The organism is Burkholderia sp. EMB26, assembly GCF_024730645.1.
Taxonomy (GTDB): Bacteria; Pseudomonadota; Gammaproteobacteria; order Burkholderiales; family Burkholderiaceae; genus Burkholderia; species Burkholderia cenocepacia.
Genome location: NZ_CP078070.1, coordinates 3,250,773 through 3,272,339, shown reverse-complemented (window position 1 = coordinate 3,272,339; position 21,567 = coordinate 3,250,773). Strand labels below are relative to the sequence as shown.

22 protein-coding genes are annotated in these 21,567 nt (G+C 67.4%); 14 read left to right on the top strand and 8 right to left on the bottom strand.

The window, feature by feature from the left end; genetic code table 11:
- Positions 1-58 precede the first annotated feature (58 nt).
- The 4 genes from KU887_RS15420 to KU887_RS15405 form a co-directional block, all read right to left on the bottom strand.
- Positions 59-859 (bottom strand): type III pantothenate kinase, encoded by an 801-nt coding sequence (locus KU887_RS15420; protein ID WP_258250469.1) that lies wholly within the window; start codon positions 857-859, stop codon positions 59-61.
- Positions 856-1,776: a biotin--[acetyl-CoA-carboxylase] ligase gene (locus KU887_RS15415; protein WP_006482094.1), complete on the bottom strand. Its 921-nt coding sequence runs from the start codon at positions 1,774-1,776 to the stop codon at positions 856-858. Before KU887_RS15415 ends, KU887_RS15420 begins: the two co-directional genes overlap by 4 nt.
- 280 nt (positions 1,777-2,056) lie before the next feature.
- Complete coding sequence (locus KU887_RS15410; RefSeq protein WP_258250468.1) at positions 2,057-2,911, bottom strand: tetratricopeptide repeat protein; 855 nt, start codon at positions 2,909-2,911, stop codon at positions 2,057-2,059.
- An 8-nt stretch (positions 2,912-2,919) separates the two neighbouring features.
- Positions 2,920-4,989, bottom strand: a complete 2,070-nt coding sequence (locus tag KU887_RS15405) for a bifunctional 2',3'-cyclic-nucleotide 2'-phosphodiesterase/3'-nucleotidase (protein WP_058901841.1) — start codon at positions 4,987-4,989, stop codon at positions 2,920-2,922.
- 342 nt (positions 4,990-5,331) lie between these two features.
- Here KU887_RS15405 and KU887_RS15400 point away from each other — a divergent pair, with 342 nt between their 5' ends.
- The 10 genes from KU887_RS15400 to KU887_RS15355 all read left to right on the top strand — a co-directional run bounded on the left by KU887_RS15400 (position 5,332) and on the right by KU887_RS15355 (position 14,420).
- Positions 5,332-6,456 (top strand): ABC transporter permease, encoded by a 1,125-nt coding sequence (locus KU887_RS15400; protein ID WP_012492376.1) that lies wholly within the window; start codon positions 5,332-5,334, stop codon positions 6,454-6,456.
- Positions 6,453-7,367: an ABC transporter ATP-binding protein gene (locus KU887_RS15395; protein ID WP_034201320.1), complete on the top strand. Its 915-nt coding sequence runs from the start codon at positions 6,453-6,455 to the stop codon at positions 7,365-7,367. The genes KU887_RS15400 and KU887_RS15395 overlap by 4 nt, the downstream gene beginning before the upstream one ends.
- Positions 7,368-7,384: 17 nt before the next feature.
- Complete coding sequence (locus tag KU887_RS15390) at positions 7,385-8,314, top strand: MlaD family protein (protein ID WP_006481551.1); 930 nt, start codon at positions 7,385-7,387, stop codon at positions 8,312-8,314.
- 79 nt (positions 8,315-8,393) lie between these two features.
- Entirely contained in the window at positions 8,394-9,017 is a 624-nt protein-coding gene (locus tag KU887_RS15385) for an ABC-type transport auxiliary lipoprotein family protein (protein ID WP_011546311.1), read from the top strand.
- Between the two features lie 19 nt (positions 9,018-9,036).
- On the top strand, positions 9,037-10,188 hold the full coding sequence (locus KU887_RS15380; protein ID WP_034201321.1) for a VanZ family protein: 1,152 nt from the start codon (positions 9,037-9,039) through the stop codon (positions 10,186-10,188).
- A gap of 154 nt (positions 10,189-10,342) precedes the next feature.
- Positions 10,343-10,660 (top strand): ferredoxin, encoded by a 318-nt coding sequence (locus KU887_RS15375; RefSeq protein WP_006485233.1) that lies wholly within the window; start codon positions 10,343-10,345, stop codon positions 10,658-10,660.
- Between the two features lie 13 nt (positions 10,661-10,673).
- Positions 10,674-11,318, top strand: coding sequence for an alpha/beta hydrolase (locus KU887_RS15370; protein WP_006485236.1), 645 nt, complete (start codon positions 10,674-10,676; stop codon positions 11,316-11,318).
- A 508-nt stretch (positions 11,319-11,826) separates the two neighbouring features.
- Entirely contained in the window at positions 11,827-13,137 is a 1,311-nt protein-coding gene (locus KU887_RS15365) for a D-alanyl-D-alanine carboxypeptidase family protein (RefSeq protein ID WP_006485243.1), read from the top strand.
- Positions 13,138-13,185: 48 nt separating this feature from the next.
- Positions 13,186-14,112, top strand: a complete 927-nt coding sequence (locus KU887_RS15360) for a D-amino acid aminotransferase (RefSeq protein WP_006485237.1) — start codon at positions 13,186-13,188, stop codon at positions 14,110-14,112.
- A complete protein-coding gene (locus KU887_RS15355; protein WP_011546305.1) occupies positions 14,112-14,420 on the top strand; it encodes a YbeD family protein in 309 nt (102 codons plus the stop codon). The genes KU887_RS15360 and KU887_RS15355 overlap by 1 nt, the downstream gene beginning before the upstream one ends.
- Positions 14,421-14,443: 23 nt before the next feature.
- On the opposite strand, the gene KU887_RS15350 is transcribed toward KU887_RS15355, so the two are convergent.
- Positions 14,444-15,433 (bottom strand): transcriptional regulator GcvA, encoded by a 990-nt coding sequence (locus KU887_RS15350; protein ID WP_006485238.1) that lies wholly within the window; start codon positions 15,431-15,433, stop codon positions 14,444-14,446.
- A gap of 102 nt (positions 15,434-15,535) precedes the next feature.
- Here KU887_RS15350 and KU887_RS15345 point away from each other — a divergent pair, with 102 nt between their 5' ends.
- The 3 genes from KU887_RS15345 (at position 15,536) to lipA (ending at position 17,687) form a co-directional block, all read left to right on the top strand.
- Positions 15,536-15,862 (top strand): DUF2917 domain-containing protein, encoded by a 327-nt coding sequence (locus tag KU887_RS15345; RefSeq protein ID WP_006485239.1) that lies wholly within the window; start codon positions 15,536-15,538, stop codon positions 15,860-15,862.
- An 84-nt stretch (positions 15,863-15,946) separates the two neighbouring features.
- On the top strand, positions 15,947-16,702 hold the full coding sequence (gene lipB / locus KU887_RS15340) for a lipoyl(octanoyl) transferase LipB (protein WP_006499068.1): 756 nt from the start codon (positions 15,947-15,949) through the stop codon (positions 16,700-16,702).
- On the top strand, positions 16,695-17,687 hold the full coding sequence (gene lipA, locus KU887_RS15335) for a lipoyl synthase (RefSeq protein WP_006485242.1): 993 nt from the start codon (positions 16,695-16,697) through the stop codon (positions 17,685-17,687). The genes lipB and lipA overlap by 8 nt, the downstream gene beginning before the upstream one ends.
- Before the next feature lie 300 nt (positions 17,688-17,987).
- On the opposite strand, the gene KU887_RS15330 is transcribed toward lipA, so the two are convergent.
- From KU887_RS15330 to KU887_RS15320, 3 genes are read right to left on the bottom strand one after another with little or no spacing between them, the layout of a single operon-like run.
- Positions 17,988-18,656, bottom strand: a complete 669-nt coding sequence (locus tag KU887_RS15330; protein WP_258250467.1) for a hypothetical protein — start codon at positions 18,654-18,656, stop codon at positions 17,988-17,990.
- A 13-nt stretch (positions 18,657-18,669) separates the two neighbouring features.
- On the bottom strand, positions 18,670-19,584 hold the full coding sequence (locus tag KU887_RS15325) for a glycine zipper family protein (RefSeq protein ID WP_258250466.1): 915 nt from the start codon (positions 19,582-19,584) through the stop codon (positions 18,670-18,672).
- Complete coding sequence (locus tag KU887_RS15320; RefSeq protein WP_258250465.1) at positions 19,581-20,132, bottom strand: PAAR domain-containing protein; 552 nt, start codon at positions 20,130-20,132, stop codon at positions 19,581-19,583. Before KU887_RS15320 ends, KU887_RS15325 begins: the two co-directional genes overlap by 4 nt.
- Positions 20,133-20,514: 382 nt before the next feature.
- On the opposite strand from KU887_RS15320, the gene tauA reads away from it, so the two are divergent.
- Positions 20,515-21,531, top strand: coding sequence for a taurine ABC transporter substrate-binding protein (gene tauA, locus KU887_RS15315; RefSeq protein WP_006485234.1), 1,017 nt, complete (start codon positions 20,515-20,517; stop codon positions 21,529-21,531).
- Positions 21,532-21,567 lie beyond the last annotated feature (36 nt).

Genomic DNA, 21,567 nt, shown 5'->3' with positions numbered 1-21,567 from the left:
AAGCCGGCCCGTTTGGGCTTGCGTCGTCACGCGCCGGCGCGATGCCGGCGCCTTTGCATCAATCCGGCGCCGTTGCCGGGTCGGCCGCGTCCGCGGCGATCAGCGCGAGCCCGGACAGGATCAGCGTGTCGTGCCGGGTATGCGCGATCGTCAGCGCACGCGCGACGTCGTCCGCCGCGCCGCCTGCCAGCACGAGCCGCACGGGCGCCTGCCACGCCGCGACGAGATCGCGCCACGCGCGTTCGATCAGACCGGCTTGCGCGTACAGGCACCCGGCCGACAGCGAGCGCGGCGTATCGACCTGGAACGGTTCGGCCTGCGCGCCCGCGAGCAGGCCGCTGGCGATGTCGGTGGTCAGCGTCGGCAACTGCGCGGTGTGCGTGCCGAGCGCGCGCATCATCAGCGCCCAGCCCGGCGCGATCAGCCCGCCCGTGAAGCGGCCGTCCGCGCGCAGTGCCTCGAGCGTCGTCGCGGTGCCGAACGTCGCGATCAGCAGATGCTCGCCCGGAAACGCCGCGTGCGCGCCGATCAGGCCGGCCCACCGGTCGCTGCCGAGCTGCTCGGGTGTCGTATAGCCGTTCGTCACGCCGCATTGCGCGGGCCGCGAGCGGATCGTCGTGCGCGGCAGGCCCGGCCAGCGCGCGTCGAGCAGCGCATCGACCCGCGCGGCCACGTCGGCGCCCGCGACGTTCGAGATCCATGCGCCGCGCGGCCGCGGCAGGCGCGACCAATCGGGATCGGCGCCGCCGTCGCGCGTGTGGCCGAACGCGCCCGTGTCGACGAGCGTGCGCCGCGCGTCGGCGAGTGCCCACTTGATCCGGCTGTTGCCGGCGTCGATCAGCAGGTGCGGTTCGCTCATTGCGCTTCGCGCAGCGACACGTCGCCGGCCGCGATCGTCTGTACGCCGTTCGGCGTGTCGAGCAGCAACTGGCCGGTCGCGTCGATGCCCGTCGCGATGCCGCGCGCGCGTTCGACGCCCTGTTCGAGCAGCACGACTTCGCGGCCGGCGTACGCGTGCAGCGCGTGCCAGCGCGGCAGGAACGGCGCGAGGCCGTCGGTGCCGAACTGTGCGAGCGCGGGCGTGAGCGCGTTCAGCGACGCGGCGAGCGTATCGGTGAGGTTCGCCGACGCGCACGCGATCGACAGCGCGGCGGGCGGCAGCCCGCTCGCGAGCGTCGCTTCGCGCGCGCGCAGCGCGTCGACCTGCGCGGCCACGGCTTCCGCGCCGCGCACGTTGATGCCGAAGCCGATCACGACCGCGGTGGCGTCGGCGGTGGTCCAGACGGTTTCGATCAGGATCCCGGCGAGCTTGCCGACGATACGCGGCGTGCCGTCGTCGTCGGTCGTCAGCAGCAGGTCGTTCGGCCATTTGAGCGCGACCCGCATGCGGGCGTCGAGCGGCAGCGTGGCCAGCCCTTCGGCGAGCGCGACGCCGATCGCGATGCTGAGGCCGCCGAGCGCATCGATGGCGCGCGGCACGATGCAGCCGACCGAGCACAGCAGCGCATTGCCGGGCTGCGCGAACCACGGGCGGCCCTGCCGGCCGCGGCCGGCCGTCTGCTCGAACGCGACGCGCACGAGCGGCGCGGGCAACGCGCTCGCGGTGCGCGGCAGCGCCTTGAGCCGGGTCGCGACGTCGGCGTTGGTCGAGCCGGTGGCGGCGACGATGTCGAGCGGCCACGCGCGCGGCGTGGCGTCCAGGTGCGCCTCGAGCCGGTTGCGCGCGATGTGCGCGTCGCCGGATTCGGGCGTGTCGGAGGAGGTGGGGGCGTTCATGGCGCCTATTGTAGCGACAGGGGGCGTTGGCGCGCGCCGGACGGCGCACGCAACCTGCGGGACGACACGGCGTGGCTTGGCGCGGCATCGCTATCCGCTCCAGCGCCTCGATGCCCGCTTCCGACGTCATCTCGCAAGCGAGCAGCGTCTTGCCCTTCAGCGCCGGGCCTTGGCGGGTCGAAACGAGGATCGGTGCGCCGCCGACGCCGCGCGGCCGACGCATGCGAAGCAACCACCGTTCGGCCAGGTCACGCTCGCGCGTCCCCTGGCCGAACGGCCATCACGGCGCGACGACCGGGTGCTTCAGCGCATGCGCGGTCTCGATCCACTGCGCGTGGAACTCGTCCGCGTCGGGCCGAAGCCCGAGTTCGCCGTTGCGATAAGCCATCGCAAGCGTCTGCACGGCTTCGGGCAACTCGTGTTCGGCGGCCCGGCGATACAGCGCGAGCGCGCGCGCTTCGTCGCGCGGCACGCCGCTGCCGTCGCGGTACGCGTTCGCGAGCATGAAGTCGGCGGCCGGGATGTCCGCGCGCGACGCGATGTCGAACCAGTGCGCGGCCTGCACCGGGTCGGCCGCGATGCCGTAGCCGCTGCGGTAGATCAGCCCGAGGTAATACGCGGCGGCCGGATCGCCCTGTTCGGCGGCTGCGCCGAGCAGCGCGCGGGCGCGTGCATAGTCTTTCGGGAGGTCGCCGCTGCCGAGCAGCAACGCCTTGCCGAGCGCGAGCTGCGCGCGCCGCGCAGCCGGCGCGTCGGCCTTGCCGGCGGCCGACGCGGCGGTTTCCAGCCAGCCGCGCCCCTCGTCGCGCAGCTCCGGCTCGTGCGCATCGACGAGCGCGATGCCGAGCGCCGCCTGCGCGGCGCCCGAGCCGCGGCGCGCGAGCGTGCGCAACTGGGCCAGCGCATGCGGCTCGTTCGCCTGCGTGACCATCGCCTGCCATTCGTCGAGCTGCGCGGCGCTCGGCGCGGGGCCGGCGCCGCGCAGGCCGGTCATCGTGACGACGGCCGCGACGGCCGCGACGGTCACGGCCGCCGCCGCGAGCAGCGCGGCGGGCGGGAGTTTCGCGCGCAGCACGCGCCGCGCGGCGGCGGCGAAGCCGGTTTCGGCGGGCCGCATCGTCCGGATCGGTTGCATCGCGTGTCTCATTGCGTGAGGTCGATCTCGTAGGTCGCGAGGTTCTTGCCCGAGCCGTCGTCGGCCGCGACCTGCGTGATGCCGGTCAGGCCGGCCGCCGCCGCGTCGCCGAGGCGGTTCGGCGCGGACGCGAACTGCACGTGCGCGACCGAGCTCGCGAGTTTCGTGAAGCGCCAGCTGCGTTGCGCGCCGTCGGCCGCACGCGTGATCGCGCCGCGCTTCTTGATGAACGCGATCAGCACGTCGCGGTTCGCATCGGGCGACGCGAAGATCGTCTTGCTGCCGTCGAGGCCCGGGAAATTGCCGCCGCCGCTCGCGCGGTAGTTGTTGGTCGCGACGATGAACTGCGCGTTCGGGTCGATCGGCGCGCCCTTGTACGTCAGGTTCCTGATCCGGCTGCCGACCGGCTGCGTGACGTCGATTTCATACGCGAGGTCGGCCGACGTGAACATATCGAAGTTGTAGCCGGGGAAGGTGCTGACGAGCGGCTGCACGGTCGCCTTGGTCGGGTCGATCCGGTTGAAGCGCTTGGCGGCCGTCTCCAGCCAGTTCTTCACGTCGGCGCCGCTCACCTTCACCGCGTACACGGTGTTCGGATACAGGTACAGGTCGGCCGCGTTGTTGATCGCGAGCGCGCCCGGCGCGACGTCGGTGTAGTCGGTACCGCCGCCGAAGCCGCTCTTGAACGGCGCGCTGACCGACAGCACCGGCAGCGACGCGTATTGCGGCAGGTTCGCCTGCACGTAGGTCTTCACGTAGTCGGCCTGCGCCTCGTTGACGATCTGGATCGCGCCCGGATCGCCGACGTCCGCGAAGTACGAGTTCATCCGGTAGTCGGTCGAGCCGATCGGCGTCTTCACGTAGTCGATCGTCGCCTGGTGCTCGGCCGCGATCGCGGCGGACACCGACGGGTCGGCCGCGACGTAGCTCTTGTCGGCGTTCTGGATCGGCCGTGCCTCGACGGTCGTCTGCGACTTGTCGACGATCCACGTCTTGCCGTCGAACTTCAGGCCGAGCTTGATCACGCCGAGATGCTTGCCCCAGTAGTTGGCCATCACGGTCGGCACGCCGTTGACGGTGCCCTTGACCTTGTCGACGCCCGGCAGGTTGAACTGCGACACGGTGCTGTTCGCGTCCGGGAACACCTGGTGCGAGTGGCCGATCAGCATCGCGTCGATGCCGGACACCTTCGACAGCCACCAGCTGCCGTTTTCCATCGTCGGCGAATACGCGGAATTGTCGAGGCCGCCGTGCGAGATCGCGACGACGAGATCGGCGCCCTTCGCGCGCATTTCCGGGATGTACTTCTCGGCCGCTTCCTTCAGCCCGGTCGTATAGACCTTGCCGTCGAGCCAGCGCTTGTCCCAGTTCATGATCGCGGGCGGCGTGAAGCCGATGATGCCGATCTTCACGGGCGCGCTGACCGTCTTGCCGTCCGGCGTCGTGGCCGTCACCGTGCGCGTCAGGATCGTGTACGGCGTGAACAGCGGCGCGTTGGTCTTCGCGCTGATCACGTTCGCGAGCACCTGCGGGAAGTTCGGGCCCGCGCACTTCTTCTGCTGGGCGGGCGCGGGCAGCCCGTCGACCTCGAAGGTGTTGCCGGTCACCTGCGACAGGTACGGCAGCCCGTAGTTGAACTCGTGGTTGCCGATCCCGCCGCCGTCGAATTTCGCGGCGTTCATCACCTTGTAGATCGCGAGCGTCTGGTCGCAGCCGACCGGCTTCACGAGCGCCTGGTAGTCCGACAGCGCGGTGCCCTGGATCGTGTCGCCGTTGTCGAGCAGCAGCGTGTTCGGGTACTGCTTGCGCGCCTGCGCGATCAGCGTCGACACGCGCTCGAAGCCGAGCGAATTGTCGGCGGCGAGCTTGAAATAGTCGTACGACAGCACGTTGGTGTGCAGGTCGGTCGTCTCGAGCAGCGCGAGCGTGGCCGTCGTGCCGACGGGCGCCTGGGCCTCGGGCTGCGACGGCGGCGTGGCGGTGACGTCGTCGCCGCCGCAGCCGGCGAGGACGAAGGCGAGGCTGGCGAGCGCGGCGGCGGCCGGTACGTGGCGGCGGGAAAGCGGGGGGAGACGCATCGGTTGTCCTGTTCGGTGTTCTGTTTTATGAAACGCGAGATACGCACGAATGGCGGCGCGGCGCGCCGACGGCCTGATGTGCGGCGCGTGAGAGTATCGAAAGGAAACGTGACGGAACAATGAAAGGTCGCGATGCCGGCGGCGGGCAGGCTCGTGGCGGCTTCGGGCCGATCGGCCGGCGCCCCGGCCCGGCGCTCTCGACCACGCGCGCCGAGCGCGGCGGCCCCAGCTGCGCGCCCCCGCTCGCGCCCCGAGCTCGCCGCCCACACGGAAATCCTCACGTCGCGGCGCCGGGCGGTTCGCTACAATGGCCGCTGTCATCCTTTTGCAAACAACCTGCCCTTGGACTTCGAGACTCCTCCCGGCCTGTCGGTCGACGTCGGCGGCCAGGGCCAGACGGTGCGCCTGACCGGTCAGTGGACCGCGCTCGCGCTCGCGCGCAATCGCGGCGCCGTGGCGCGCCGCGTCGCGAGCATCGCCACCGGGCGCGTGAGCGAATGGGATCTGTCCGGCATCGAGCGGCTCGACCACGTCGGCGGCCAGGCGCTGTGGCGCGTATGGGGCCGCAAGCTGCCGGCCGGCGTCGCGCTGAGCGCCACGCAGCGCACGATCTTCGAGCGCATCGAGCGGCTCGACAGTGAACGCGAGGCGCCCGAGCGCGTGGTGCGCGTCGATCCCGTCACGCGGCTCGGCCAGGCGATCTTCTCGTTCGGCGAACACCTGCAGGGCGGCATCGCGATGTTCGGCCTCGTGATCCTCGATGCGCTGTCGGTGCTGCGCCGCCCGCAGACGATGCCGTGGAGGGAAACCTCGGCGAACATCTACAGCGCCGGCGCGCAGGCGCTGCCGATCACCGCGCTCGTCGCGTTCCTGATCGGCATCGTGCTGAGCTACCTGTCCGCGCAGCAGTTGCAGACGTTCGGTGCGAACCGCTACATCGTGAACATCCTCGGGCTGTCGGTGATTCGCGAGCTCGGCCCCGTGCTGTCGGCGATCCTCGTCGCGGGCCGCTCGGGCTCGGCGATCACCGCGCAGATCGGCGTGATGCGCGTGACCGAGGAACTCGACGCGATGCGCGTGATGGGCATCCCGCACGGGCTGCGGCTGGTCCTGCCGCGCGTGCTCGCGCTCGGCGTCGCGATGCCGCTGCTCGTGATGTGGACCAACATCATCGCGCTGACGGGCGGCGCGATCGCCGCGAAGTTCGTGCTCGGCATCGACGTCAATTACTTCGTGCGCTCGCTGCCGGGCGTCGTGCCGATCGCGAACCTGTACATCGGCCTCGGCAAGGGCGTCGTGTTCGGCATGCTGATCGCGCTGGTCGCGTGCCATTTCGGCTTCCGGATCAAGGCGAACTCGCAGAGCCTCGGCGAAGGCACGACCACGTCGGTGGTGTCGTCGATCACGGTCGTGATCCTCGCCGACGCGGTGTTCGCGATCCTGTTCCAGAACGTGGGGCTCGGATGAACGCATCGAACGAAACGACCGCGCATGCCGCGGCCATCGGCGCCGGGTCGGTCGGCGCCCGGCCCGAAGTGGCCGACGATGCCGGCGACCTCGTGATCGAGGTGCGCAACCTGACCAAGCGCTACGGGCGCAACATCATTCACCAGAAGCTCGACTTCGACGTGCGGCGCGGCGAGATCGTGTCGATCGTCGGCGGCTCGGGCTCCGGCAAGACGACGCTCGTGCGCCAGATCCTCGGCCTGGAGCGGCCGACGTCGGGCACGATCAAGGTGTTCGGCGAGGATACGGCGACGATCGACGACGCCAGCGCGCGGATGATGCGCACGCGCTCGGGGATGCTGTTCCAGCAGGGCGCGCTGTTCTCGTCGATGACGGTGTTCGACAACGTCGCGCAGCCGCTGCGCGAGCTCGGCCGCGTGCCGCCGGACCTGCTGCACGACATCGTGATGCTGAAGCTCGAGATGGTCGGGCTGCCGTGCAAGCACGCGTCGAAGATGCCGGCCGCGCTGTCGGGCGGGATGGTCAAGCGGGTCGGCATCGCGCGCGCGATCGCGCTGGAGCCCGAACTGCTGTTCCTCGACGAGCCGACGGCCGGCCTCGATCCGCAGGCGTCCGACGAATTCGTCGAGCTGATCGCGACGCTGCACCGCACGCTCGGGCTGACCGTCGTGATGGTGACGCACGACCTCGACACGATGGTCGCGTTGTCGACGCGCGTCGCGGTGCTGGCCGACCGCAAGGTGCTGGTCGCCGCGCCCGTCGAGGAGGCCGCGAACGTCGACCATCCGTTCATCCACGAATATTTCCTGGGGCTGCGCGGGCGCCGCGCATTGCAGGCGCTGCCGCCCGAGCGGCGCGCGAAGCTGCCGAAGGCGGCCCTCGAACCGGCGCTGTCGAGCGTCGAGCTGTAGAAGCAAGGAACCCGCGAATGGAAAACAAATCACATGCGTTCTGGGCCGGCCTGTTCACGATCGCGCTGACGCTCGCGATCGCGGGCACCGTGTTCTGGTTCAACGTCGACCGCACCGTGCGCGTGCCGTACGACCTGCTCGCGCGCACCAACGTGACGGGGCTGTTCCCGGACGCGGCCGTGCGCTTTCGCGGCCTCGACGTCGGCAAGGTGCAGTCGATCGGCTTCGATCGCACGCATCCGGGTCAGATCCGGATCCGCATTCTCGTCGATCACGACGCGCCGATCACGCAGTCGACCTACGGCAGCCTCGGCTTCCAGGGCGTGACGGGCATCGCATTCGTGCAGTTGGAGGATACGGGGCGCGATCTGTCGCCGCTGCCGTCGTCGCCGAAGGCGATCGCGCAGATCCCGATGCGGCCGAGCCTGTTCGACCAGATCCAGGAGCGCGGCGACGTGCTGCTGCGGCAGCTCGAGCTGGCCGCGAAGAGCGCGAACGCGCTGATGTCGCCCGAGATGCGCGAGCAGTTGCGCGCGACCGCCGAAAGCCTGCAGCACGCGGCCGACGGCGCCGCGACGCTGACGAAGCAGCTCGGCCCGGCGGTCACCGCGCTGCCGGAGACGATGCACGAGGTGAACCGCGCGATGGCGTCGGCGAACACGCTGATGCAGCCGAACGGGCCCCTCGTGTCGAACCTGAACAAGGCCGGCACGGCCGCCGAGCAGGTCGGCGTCGCGCTGAACGGCCTCAATGCGCGCGTGCAGTACGACACGCTGCCGCGCTTCAATGCGCTGGCCGACAGCGTCGGCGACGCGTCGCGGCAATTGAAGGACGTCGCCGGTGAACTCGGCCGCAACCCGCGCAGTCTGTTGTTCGGTTCGCCCGGCGCGGCGCCGGGGCCCGGCGAAGCGGGCTTCGTGTGGCCGGGTGCCGCGGCCGGGAAGTGAAAAACCCATCGAGGGTCCAGCCGGAAACGGCCGGGTCATGACGCCCATCGAAACCGGAAACATCATGCAGGAATACGCCATGCCACGAATCCTTGACCGCGCGCTGCGCCCGGCCGCGGCCGCGCTGGCCGTGCTGACGCTCGCACTGGCGGCCGGCTGCGCCGGCAACGACGCGGTGCTGTCGAACATCCGCTACGACCTCGGGCCTGCGTCGTCGGTGACGACCACCGGTTCGGGCCCCGCGCTGAAGGTGCTCGACGTCGCCGCGCCCGACGCGCTCGACTCGGACAAGTTCGCGTACCGGCTCGCGTACGCGGATGCGCAGCACGTGGCCGTCTATCGCGACAGCCGCTGGACCGCGCCGCCCGCGCAACTGCTCACGCAGCGGCTGCGCGGCGCGCTGTCGTCGCGTGGCACGGTGCTCGAAGGCGCCGACGGCGTGCGTGCGCCGACCCTCAAGGTCGACCTCAGCGAATTCGAACAGGTCTTCGACGGCCAGTCGCAAAGCCACGGCGCGGTGACCGCGCGCGCGACGCTGATGCTCGACGGCAAGGTGCTCGGCCAGCGCACGTTCGTCGCGCGCGCGCCGTCGAGCACGCCCGACGCCGCCGGCGGTGCACGCGCGCTCGCGGCGGCCAGCGACGAACTCGTGTCGCAGATCGCCGCGTGGGTCGGCGTGCAGGCGTACGCGGGCACGCCGTGACGCAGGCCGTGCAGCCGCGATGAACGTGCCGGGCCCGCATCGCGCGTCACCGCTCGCACGGCAGGCATTTGCCGCCTATGCGGCGCTGATCGTCTATGCGTCGCTGTATCCGTTCGAAGGCTGGGCGGCGCTCGGCATCGGCCCGTTCGATTACCTGTTCGCGCCGATGCAGCGCTACGTGACGACGTTCGACGTGGTCACGAACGTGCTCGGTTATCTGCCGTTCGGCGCGCTCGGCGTGCTCGCGCTGCATCCGCGCTGGCGCGGCGTGGCCGCGACGCTGATCGCGGGCGGGCTCGGCGTGCTGCTGTCGGGCGCGATGGAAGCGCTGCAGACCTATTTGCCGACGCGTGTCGCGTCGAACCTCGATCTCGGCGCCAACGCGTTCGGCGCGCTGCTGGGCGCGGCGCTCGCCGCGCCGGCCACCGGCGCGCTGCTCGACCGCGGCGTGTTGCGCCGGCTGCGCTTCGCGTGGCTGGAAGCTGATGGGTCGACGCCGCTGCTGCTCGCCGCGCTGTGGCCGTTCGCGATCGTGTTTCCGTCGCCGTTCCTGTTCGGCATCGGCGACTGGCCGGCCGCGCTGTGGGAGCGCGCCGACGCGTCGATGCAGGACGCGGTGCTCGCGTGGCTGCCGGCCGCCTGGCGCGTCAGCGAATGGCCCGAGCGGGTCGACGGCTGGTTGTCCGATTCGGCGTGGGAAGCCATGCTCGGCGGGCTGATGCTGTTCGCCGCGCTGGCGATCGCGTCGCTCGCGATGCGCCCGCACGCGCCGCGCATCCGGCTGCTGGTCGCGCTGGTGGTCGCCACGCTCGTGCTGAAGGCCGCGGCGACCTTCATGCAGTCGGCCACCGGCCTCGTCGTCGTGTGGGCGACGCCCGGCGCGCGGCTCGGCATCGAGCTCGGCTTCGCGGCGGCGCTCGTCGCCTTGCGCGTGCCGGCGACGTGGCGCGCGCTGCTCGCGGCGCTCGCGCTGCTGGCCGGCGTCGCGCTCGTGAACCTGCTGCCGGTCAATCCGTTCTTCGACTTCACGCTGTCGGGCTGGCGGCAGGGGCGCTACGTGCACTTCAACAGCCTCGCGCGCTGGCTCGCGTGGATCTGGCCCTACGCGGCGCTGATCTGGCTCGGCCAGCGCGTCGAGCACGCGTGGCTGCCGGCCGCGCTGCGCCGCTGACGCCGCAGTCCGGGCCGTGCGGCGGCGGCCGTGCCGCGGGCAGCCGCGTGCGCCGGTCGCTATAATCGTCCGCATCCTCCGTTGCCGCCTCGCGCAACGGCAATCCATCGCCCCTCTTTCCGCACGGCCTCGTGCCGGGCCGCTCGTCACCATCATGGATTCCTACTACCAGCACCACGTTTTCTTCTGCCTGAACCAGCGCGACCCGGGCGCCGAACGTCCGAGCTGCGCGCAATGCGATGCACAGACCATGCAGGAATACGCGAAAAAGCGCGTGAAGGAACTTGGCCTCGCGGGGCCGGGCAAGGTCCGCATCAACAAGGCCGGCTGCCTCGACCGCTGCGAGGAAGGGCCGGTGATGGTCGTGTATCCGGAGGGCACGTGGTACACGTACGTCGATCAGGCCGACATCGACGAGATCGTCGAATCGCACCTGCGCGACGGCAAGGTCGTCGACCGCCTGAAGATCTGAGCGGGCCGGCCGAATGAACGTTCATACGCAGAAATCGCTGATCGCGGGCCCGATCGGCCAGATCGAAATCGCGGTCGACCTGCCCGACGCCGTGCGCGAAGGCGGCGCCGCGCCACGCGGCATCGCGCTCGTCGCGCATCCGCATCCGCTGTTCGGCGGCACGATGGACAACAAGGTCGCGCAGACGCTCGCGCGCACGCTCGTGCAGCTGAACTACGTCGTCTACCGGTCGAATTTCCGTGGCGTCGGCGCGACCGAAGGCGTGCACGACAACGGCACGGGCGAGGCCGACGATCTCCTCGCGGTGCTCGCGCACATGCGCGCGCAGCCCGCGTATGCGGACCTGCCGCTCGTGCTCGCGGGCTTCTCGTTCGGCACCTTCGTGCTGTCGCACGTCGCGAAGCGGTTGCGCGATGCGGGCGAGACGATCGAGCGGATGGTGTTCGTCGGCACGGCCGCGAGCCGCTGGCAAGTGGCCGACGTGCCCGAGAACACGCTCGTGATCCACGGCGAAACCGACGACACGGTGCCGATCGCATCGGTGTACGACTGGGCGCGGCCGCAGGAGCTGCCCGTCGTCGTGATCCCCGGCGCCGAGCATTTCCTCCATCGCAAGCTGCACGTGCTGAAGCGCATCATCGTCGACGCGTGGCGCTAGCCGCCATGCGGGCGTCGGCGTAGGCGCCGGCGGCCCGTACCGCGCATCGGCCTCGGCCGGACGATGCGCGACCCTTCCCGAAACTTCACGCGACAGCGCGCCGCACAGCGCGGTGCGCCGCCTACGGCATCGTGGCGCAACCCGACTTGCACACCGCCTGCGCATGCCTTTCGCGCGGCTTCGAGCGCACGTGCCCGCCGCGTCTCCACGCTATGCTCTCGCAGCCGGTATGCGGGCGTCCGCTGCCAGGTTCGCGAAAACGCCGTTCGCGGCCACGTATAATGGCCGCATTCCGCGTCGCCCGCGGCCCGGCTGGGCCCATGCCGCGCTCGTTTCGCCGCCTGTCCGCCCGCTCGCGACGGCCGCGAACCGAACGCGTCCGCACGAGTCCAACCGGCGCGTTTCGCGTCGCCCGACGGTGTCGGGCGAGTGCCCGACACGCCCGTCGCCTTGCCGTTCAACCCTGCGCGTTTCGCACCGCACTTTCTGCCATCAGCCTGAATCGATCATGCGTCTGTCTTCCCAAGGCCTCAAGTCCCTCGCTTCCTCCATCGCCTTCGGCACCGCCGCGCGCAACGTAGCGCTCGGCGTGATGCTGCCCGTCGCGCTCGCGTCGACGATCGTCGTCGCCGAGGCGAAGCCGGCCGCCAAGGCCAAGGCCGCGCATGCGGCGCCGGCCGCCGAGCAGTTCACCGGCGCGCCCGCGACCTACATGCCGGGCGCGGTGCCGCCGCCGGGCGTGAACGCGCGCTCGTGGGTGCTCGTCGACGCGACGAGCAACACGGTGCTCGCATCGGGCAATGCGGACGAACGCGTCGAGCCGGCGTCGCTGACGAAGCTGATGACCGCGTACCTCGTGTTCGAGGCGCTCGACAAGAAGAAGATCTCGATGGAGCAGATCGTCACGCCGAGCGACGCGGTGCGCCGCGTCGGCCGCGACGAGTCGCGCATGTTCATCGAGGCGAACAAGCCGGTGTCCGTGCACGACCTCGTGTACGGGATGATCATCCAGTCGGGCAACGATGCCGCGATCGCGCTGGCCGAACTCGTCGGCGGCAGCGAAGGGCAGTTCGTCACGCTGATGAACGACGAGGCGGCGCGTCTCGGCATGAAGGGCACGCACTTCGCCGACGTGAACGGCATGCCCGACCCGAACCACTACACGACGGCCGGCGACCTCGCGAAGCTGTCCGCGCACCTGATCCGCGATTTTCCGCAGTACTACGGCATCTTCTCGGAGAAGGAATTCAAGTACAACAACATCCGCCAGGGCAACCGCAACCGGCTGCTGTGGCTCGACCCGACGGTCGACGGCCTGAAGACGGGCCATACGCAGGCGGCCGGCTTCTGCCTGATCGCATCGGCGAAGCGCGCGATCCCGGGTGTCGACGGCCAGCGCCGCCTCGTGTCGGTGATGATGGGCGAGCAGAAGGAAAACGACCGCACGCAGGACAGCATGAAGATGCTGAACTACGGCTACAGCGCGTTCGATTCGGTGCGCCTGTTCAAGGGCGGCCAGGCGATCTCGACGCCGCGCATCTACAAGGGCAAGGACAACACCGTGCAGGTCGGCGTGAAGGGCGACCAGTGGGCGACCGTGCCGCGCGGCCTCGGCGACAAGGTCAAGACCGAAGTCGACGTGAACGCGCCGCTGATCGCGCCGCTCGCGGAAGGCCAGCAGGTCGGCACCGTGAAGATCGTCGCCGACGGCAAGACGCTGTCCGAATTCCCGGTCGTCGCGCTGCAGGCCGTGCCGGAAGCGGGTATCTTCGGACGTATCTGGGACTCGATCCTGCTGATGTTCAGCAAGAAGAAGTAAGCACGACGGGCCTTTGTTTTCACGACTTCATCCCCATCTGTCATAGCCATGAGCCAAGCCGAATTCGAACCGATCGTCTACCTCAGCGTCTCGGCGCAGGAGGAACTGGTGCCGCTGTCCGAAGCCCGTGTGCCGGTGCTCGACCGCGGATTCATCTTCGGCGACGGCGTGTATGAAGTCGTCCCCGTTTATGCGCACGACGGCGCGCACGTGCCGTTCCGGATCGAACAGCATCTGGACCGGCTCGCGCGCAGCCTGAAGAAGATCGGCATCGACAACCCGCACGATGCGGCGGGCTGGCGCGCGTTGATCGAGCGGGTGGTCGCGGCGAACGCCGAAGGCCTCGGCGACGGCAACGCGCTCGTCTACCTGCAGGTGACGCGGGGCGTCGCGAAGCGCGGCCACGCGTTCCCGGCGAACGCGGTGCCGACGGTGTTCGCGATGACGAGCCCGCTGCGCCTGCCGTCGGAAGAGGAGCGCGCGAAGGGCGTGCGCTGCGTGACGGCCGAGGACCGTCGCTGGCTGCATTGCGACATCAAGTCGATCTCGCTGCTCGGCAACGTGTTGATGGCGCAGCATGCGGCCGAGCGCGATGCGTTCGAGACGATCCAGCTGCGCGACGAAAACGTGACGGAAGGCTCGTCGTCGAACGTGTGGATCGTGAAGAACGGCGAACTGTTCGCGCCGCCGCGCAGCAACAAGATCCTCGAAGGGATCCGCTACGCGCTGGTCGAGCAGCTGGCCGACGAATGCGGGATCCGGTTCGTCGCGCGCGAGATCAGCGAGGTCGAACTGCGCTCGGCCGACGAGATCATGCTGACGTCGGCCACGAAGGAAATCCTGCCTGTGACGTCGCTCGACGATCTGCCCGTGCAGGGCGGCAAGCCGGGCCCCGTGTTCGCGGCGCTGTATGACGCGTACCAGCGTGCGAAGGCACGCGAGTTTGAACAGTTTGACCTAACCCGGAGAAAATGATGAGCGAACCGACCAAAACCGTCGAGGTCACCGGCGCGATCGAGACCCGGAAGGAGTCGCTGCTGGAGTTTCCGTGCGATTTCCCGATCAAGATCATGGGCAAGGCGCACCCCGAGTTCAAGGACACGATCTTCAAGGTCGTGGCCGTTCACGACAACGAGATCGACGTCGAGAAGATCGAGGAGCGCGCGTCGAGCGGCGGTAATTACACGGGCCTCACGATCACCGTGCGCGCGACGAGCCAGGAACAGCTCGACAACATCTACCGCGCGCTGACCGGCCATCCGATGGTCAAGGTCGTGCTCTAAGGGGCCGTTCCGGTGGCCCGGGATCAGCGCAAACGGCCGCTGATCCCTTTCCATCCTCCCTCCAGCGCGCACTCGGCGGGGCATTTTCCCGCCGCGCGCCGCGCGTCCAGCTCGTCGCACAGCCGCTTGTATTCGGCGACCTCCTCGAACAACCAGGTCCGGAACGCCTGCACGCGCGGCGTGTTGAGCAGCGGCGGCGGACACACGAAAAAATAGTGCCACGGGCTCGGCCCGTCGATGTCGAACAGGCGCACGATGCGCCCGTCGAGCAGGTCGTGGACCGCGAGCGAGCGGCGCACCAGCGCGATGCCCTGGCCCTCGATCGCGGCCAGCAGCAGGTTCGACGAATCCTGGTACAGGATCCCCCGTTTCGGCTCGGTCAGCGTATCGAGCCCGGCCGCGTCGAACCACGGCCGCCACAGCTCGTCGTCCGAGCGCAGCAGCGGGTAGTGCACGAGATCGGCGGGCGTCTGCGGCAGCTTGCCGCCGTTCAGCGTCGGCGCGCACGCCGGAAAGAACACTTCCTCGAACAGCGGCTCCACGTGCAGCCCCGGATAGCTGCCGAAGCCGAAGCGGATCGCCAGATCGACGTCGTCGCGCGCGAAATCGGTGAGCGAGTTGGTCGACTGCAGTTCGACGTCGATTTCCGGATGCCGCTCGATGAACGTGCCGATGCGCGGCGTGATGAAGCGCGCGGCGAACGACGACAGCATCGACACCACCAGCCGCCGGTCGCGGTCGCTCGCGCGCACGTCGCGCGTCGCGTCGGCGATCACCATCAGCGCGGTGCGGATCTGCTGCGCGTACCGCATGCCGGCGTCGGTCAGGCACAGCCGCTTGCCGTTGCGCGTGAACAGCTGCACGCCGAGCTCTTCCTCGAGCGCGCGCACCTGGTGGCTGACCGCGCCGTGCGTGACGAACAGCTCGTCGGCGGCGCGCGAGAAGTTCTCGTGGCGCGCGGCGGCTTCAAACGCGCGAATCGCGTTCAGCGCGGGGAGCTGGCGGAGGTCCATTTGCTAATTTTCCTCACATCGACGTGAAAATTGGTCGTTTGGTCGGACGCCTTCGAGTGACTACGATTGTAGCCATCGGAGCACTTATTGGCGGAGTCGATCATGCAAGAAATCTCTTCAAGCATCACCTTCGAAATTCCCCCGGGCGAGACCGTGCCGATGAGGGTGCAACGCAGCACGCGGCTGGTCGTCCAGTGCGGGCCGGTCTGGGCGACGCGCAGCAACGACGTCGACGACTACTTCCTGGCCGACGGCGAGACGCTGAAGCTGCGCCGCGGCGAGCGGCTGTGGCTCAGCGCGGAAGGCCGCGAGGGCGCGTGCGTCGCGTTCTCGGTGTCGCGGCCGCCGCGGGAAGTCGCGCTCGGCGGGCTGACCCGGCTGCGCCAACGCGTGAGCGCGCTGTTCCATGACGGCTGGCGCACCGTCTGACCATCATTTCATCCGACGGATACCGGCGATCCGTCCCCCTCCCCAGGCCGGCGAGACCCACGGGTTTTCGGTAAACTACCGCCCATGTCCGTTTCGCCGGTTTCCATCGTGTCCACGCCTGTCGCCGTTTCCGCATCGTCCGCCGGAGCCCCGGATCAGCCGGTCCAGCCGGTCACCGTGCGCTGGCGGGGCAGCGAGGCGTACGAGGCGAGCTTCGACGCGATGCGCGCGTTCACCGATACGCGCACGGCCGACACCGGCGACGAGATCTGGGTGGTCGAGCATCCGCCCGTCTACACGCTCGGCCAGGCCGGCGACCCGGCGCACCTGCTGGTGGCCGACAGCGGCGTGCCGCTCGTGAAGGTCGACCGCGGCGGACAAATCACTTACCACGGCCCCGGCCAGATCGTCGTCTACCTGTTGCTGGACCTGCGCCGGCGCAAGCTGATGGTGCGCACGCTCGTGACGAAGATCGAGGAGGCCGTGATCGAAACCCTCGCGGCGTATAATCTCGCTTCGGTCCGCAAGGCGGGCGCGCCGGGGATCTACGTGGCATCCGGCGTGCACGAGGGCGCGAAAATCGCGGCCCTCGGCCTGAAGATCCGTAACGGCTGCAGCTATCACGGGCTGAGCCTGAACGTGAAGATGGATCTGCGCCCGTTTCTTGCGATCAACCCGTGCGGCTATGCCGGACTGGAAACCGTCGACATGGCGAGCCTTGAGGTTGCCGCCGACTGGAACGACGTCGCCCGCACGCTGGTGCGCCGTCTGATCGCCAACCTCGACGGCGCATCCGCGGCCGCCGACAAGCCGCACGCACTGGAACAATCGAATGACTGACGTTACCGCTTCTCCCGCACCGGCCGATACGGCCGCGACCCCTGCCTACGATCCGACCGCCAAGCAGAAGGCGCAGGCGAAGACGGCGCGCATCCCGATCAAGGTCATTCCGATCGAAAAGCTGAAGAAGCCCGAGTGGATTCGCGTGAAGGCGGCCACCGGCAGCTCGCGTTTCAACGAGATCAAGACGATCCTGCGCGAGCACAACCTGCACACCGTGTGCGAGGAGGCGAGCTGCCCGAACATCGGAGAATGCTTCGGCAAGGGCACCGCGACGTTCATGATCATGGGCGACAAGTGCACGCGCCGCTGCCCGTTCTGCGACGTCGGCCACGGTCGTCCCGATCCGCTCGACGCCGACGAACCGAAGAACCTCGCGCGCACGATCGCGGCGCTCAAGCTCAAGTACGTGGTGATCACGAGCGTCGACCGCGACGACCTGCGCGACGGCGGTGCGGCTCACTTCGTCGAGTGCATCCGCGAAGTGCGCGAGCAGTCGCCGGACACGCGCATCGAAATCCTGACGCCGGACTTCCGCGGCCGTCTCGACCGCGCGATCTCGATCCTGAACGCCGCGCCGCCGGACGTGATGAACCACAACCTCGAAACGGTGCCGCGCCTGTACAAGGAAGCGCGCCCGGGTTCGGACTATGCGCATTCGCTGAAGCTCTTGAAGGACTTCAAGGCGCAGCATCCGGACGTCGCGACGAAGTCGGGCCTGATGGTCGGCCTCGGCGAGACGGAAGAGGAAATCCTGCAGGTGATGCGCGACCTGCGCGCGCACGACGTCGACATGCTGACGATCGGCCAGTACCTGCAGCCGTCCGAGCACCACCTGCCGGTGCGCGCGTACGTGCATCCGGATACGTTCAAGATGTACGAGGAAGAAGCGTACAAGATGGGCTTCACGCACGCGGCCGTCGGTGCGATGGTGCGTTCGAGCTATCACGCCGATCTGCAGGCGCATGGGGCCGGGGTGGTCTGATCGCTCGCTGACACTCCACGCATAAAAAGACCCGCTTTGCGGGTTTTTTTATGCATTTCTTTGTCTCGCTGTCCTGACGAAGCGAAGCATCGCCTTCTAGCGCAGCACAATTTCGTCAGTGCCTCCAGCAGCAGTCAGCATTCGGTCGATCTTGCGTCATTCCGCCTTCACACTCCTGCTGGTCATGGCAAAGTGTCGCGATCCGTTACTGATTGACGTGAATCAGCCATAGCTGAAGAGACCAGATCGGGTAAGCGCGCTGCCATCACGTCGCATCGTGCCATTACCGGACACGGGCTCTTAGTCTTCAAGCTCGCGAAAACGGGCATCGCGCATTCTGATACTCTGGATCCACAGTTTCCAGTCCTCGGCCGAGATATAGGCGCCAGCCTCTTCCCTTCCTTCTTTCAGAAAGCTCGTCTGTTCATCCAGGCTCAGGCTTTCCCAGAACGAGTCCCATACATAGTTCAGCCAGTAGTGAGGGTCGCCCCGACCGATATGCAGAACCGGTCCGAACTCATACAACGCGATCCACGGCGGGGTGGGGTGGAAGCCTTGTTCCGAGAGCTTCGCAATCAGTTCAATATCGTTGGAGAGCAAGCGCACGACTCGCTCTGCAAACCTCCATGTGGGGGAGATGATGGTGCTCAGCGACTGCCCGTCGACTTCGCGGATGAAATGGAAATACGCAACCTCGTCCCTGCCTTGCCGCACGAGATTGAGCAAAGCTGGAAACTGGCCAGGCTGAACATGATGAACCAGACCAAAAGCATTGATACCTGCATCGCCTTGATATATCGGCTTGGGATAGGTGGGAAGTTGCTGCTGTTCCAGATCGATCGCGCCTGAGCCGAAAATAGCTTGCAATTCACCGAGCGACCTTCCAAAGGCATCTTCCAGACTCTTCAGACTTTCCCGCTCCGCACGCTTCGTTTGCAACTCTTCAACCTTGCGCTTGAAGAAAGACACATCTCCTCCCTCATCATTTATCCGGGATCTGGCCGGCAAGCATAGAACCGCCGAAATAGCCGATGGCGCCAAAGACGATGCCACCGATGGCGCCGGTTATTACGGCACCAGGCCCAAGTTCAATACCAACCATCGCACCCGCTGTAGCCCCCACCCTGGCTCCAGCAACGGCGCCGGCCCAACTACCTGCCCATCCACCAGCCTGGCGAATGACTTCCTTTTCCAGAGGACGAATGGACTTTAGACGAATGGATTCATTGGATGCCACCGAGAGGTCATAGCCGGTAAAAGCGAGGCCGACAACCCGCACAACCCGAGCATATTTGACGATGCCGAGGCTGATAGCCAAACCACGCTGCGAGAACACACCTTCACCGGGCACCATTGGCCGTGGTTGAACCAGAACCTCCTTGTCCATGACCAGGACTTTTTGTTTGATATGTTCCGCCCACCGCCTGTCTTTTGAGCGAGCCTTGGCGGCATATTCATCGATGGCTCGAACGATTTCGTCGGTCGTCACGAGCCTCGCTCCTGCTCGCCTGGCTTTGGCGATGTCGACATACACAGTCTTGCCCGCCATTCTGCCCGCGCCTTCAGGGTAGGTGCGACTGGCAGAGGCATAGGAAGTTAGCTTGTCGTATTCCAGCACGTGCTCAACCACGCTGCCTGGAGCTTTGGGACCGCCCTTGCTCCACAGACCATATTTCTCTGGATAGACTTCGCGCATCTCACCAAGCGGTGAGAGTTCAAGTTGCTTGAGATATGGATCGTTGATCGTGCTGTACGTGCGACGGACCAACATGCCGTCCTTTCCGACTTCTTCAACAGTAACAAAGAAGAAAATGCGAGCAGGCATGTGATGCCCGAGGACATCATACTTGGAGTCAGCGGTAGTGTTTGTCGTTGTTCGATATACGAAGCTGCTCATTGCTCCCACCGCTCCAGAGCTTGCAGGCCGACTGCAATGTCCAGCTTTGACACATCTTTCGTGTAGACGCGAGGACAATAACCTTGGGCGTCCGTCAGCCCCTTATAGACTGCCCCTGTTGACGTGCGAATGTGATAGGGCGAACTGCAAACAGGTTGACTATTGGCGTCGAGTACGCGGACGCGCTCATCGTAGTTGCCTCGATACTCTTCCGTCAGAGATTGCACTGGAGATCCGTATCCCATCTCGGCGAGGTTATGAGACTCGAAGCTATGAAAGCTATCGGTTTGGGAAGCGATCATTACAGGAGGAGGGTGGCATTTGCAAAGGCACAAGTCGCCATCAAGCGCCTGTTCTTTACCCATCAAATGATCCGGCCAACGAGGACCTTGTGCCGCGATCACACCCGTGGACCGGCACGCGTTACAAACGACCTGAGCGCCAACAAAAGTCAGGGCTGTGCCGTGATGCGTGCAACTGTCTACCCCCTCGATGACGATGCCGCCGGTAGTCGACTTGTCGCCAACTTTAAGCAAGTACCGTTTCATGCTCCTCACCTGTTTTCGCAACAGGCGAAGAATTATCATGGTGGCATAGTGCGCAGCAATCAGACAGGTACTGAAAAATCTGCAATCCGAATTTTTTAGAAATCTTCCGGGTTTATCTATTTTTCACAGCGAATGTGTGGAGCTTGGAAGTCTTGCAAGTTCGCTAAGACTTTGCATCGACTGACGAGCGGGGGGGTACGCGCGGCAACGACCCGCCACCGCACGACAATCGTCGCCGGACCGGACGCGCGATCCATTTCAGCGTGGAAAGCAAAGCTGAAACGGCATCGATAGCTTCGCAGGATAAGTTCGCTCCCGCCGCGCGCAAAGCCCGTAAAGTCGGCTCTCCCGCAGCAATGCCCGCATTCCGAAGGAGAGCCGCATGTCCCGTTTCAGCTTCATCCGCCGCGCCGTCGTCGCGCTGACCGCCTTTGCCGCGCTCGGCGCGGCGCACGCCGAATCGCGCGAAGTCGTGATCGCGTACCAGGACATGGTCGTGCCGTGGCGCTACGCGCAGGCGAGCGGTGAAGTCGAAAAGGCGACCGGCTACAAGGTCACGTTCCGCAAGCTCGACAGCGGCGCCGACGTGATCCGCGCGCTCGCGTCGGGCTCCGTGCAGCTCGGCGAAGCCGGCTCGAGCCCGATCGCGGCTGGCCTGTCGCAGGGGCTCGACATTTCGCTGTTCTGGGTGCTCGACAACATCAACGATGCCGAGGCGCTCGTCGCGCGCAACGGCTCGGGCGTGACCAGCATCGCCGCGTTGAAGGGCAAGAAGATCGGCGTGCCGTTCGTGTCGACGTCGCACTTCCATACGCTCGTCGCGCTGCAGGCCGCGGGCGTCAATCCGAACGACGTGAAGATCGTCAACCTGCGTCCGCCCGAAGTCGCGGCGGCGTGGGCGCGCGGCGACATCGACGCGACCTATATCTGGGATCCGGTGCTCGCGAAGGTCAAGCAGTCGGGCACGGTGCTGACGACGTCCGGCCAGGTTGCGAAGGAAAGTGGCAAGGCGACCTTCGACGGCTTCGTCGTGAGCCGCAAGTTCGCGCGCGAGAACCCCGAGTTCGTCACGCGTTTCGTGAAGGTGCTCGCGGCGGCAGACGCCGACTACCGCGCGCATGCGGCGGCGTGGAAGGTCGGCTCGCCGCAGGTCGCGGCGGTGGCGAAGGTGTCCGGCGCGAACGCGCAGGACGTGCCGGCCAGCCTCGCGCTCTACGCGTTCCCGACGGCGGCCGAGCAAGCATCGCCGACGTGGCTCGGCGGCGGCGCGCAATCGGGCGCCGCGAAGTCGCTTGCGGCCACGGCCACGTTCCTCAAATCGCAAGGCACGATCCAGACGGTGCTGTCCGACTATTCGGCCGGCGTCGATCCGCAGTTCGTGCAGAAGGCCGCGCGCTGAGCGCGGCCATTCAGCCCACTCATCGCGGAGCCCCGA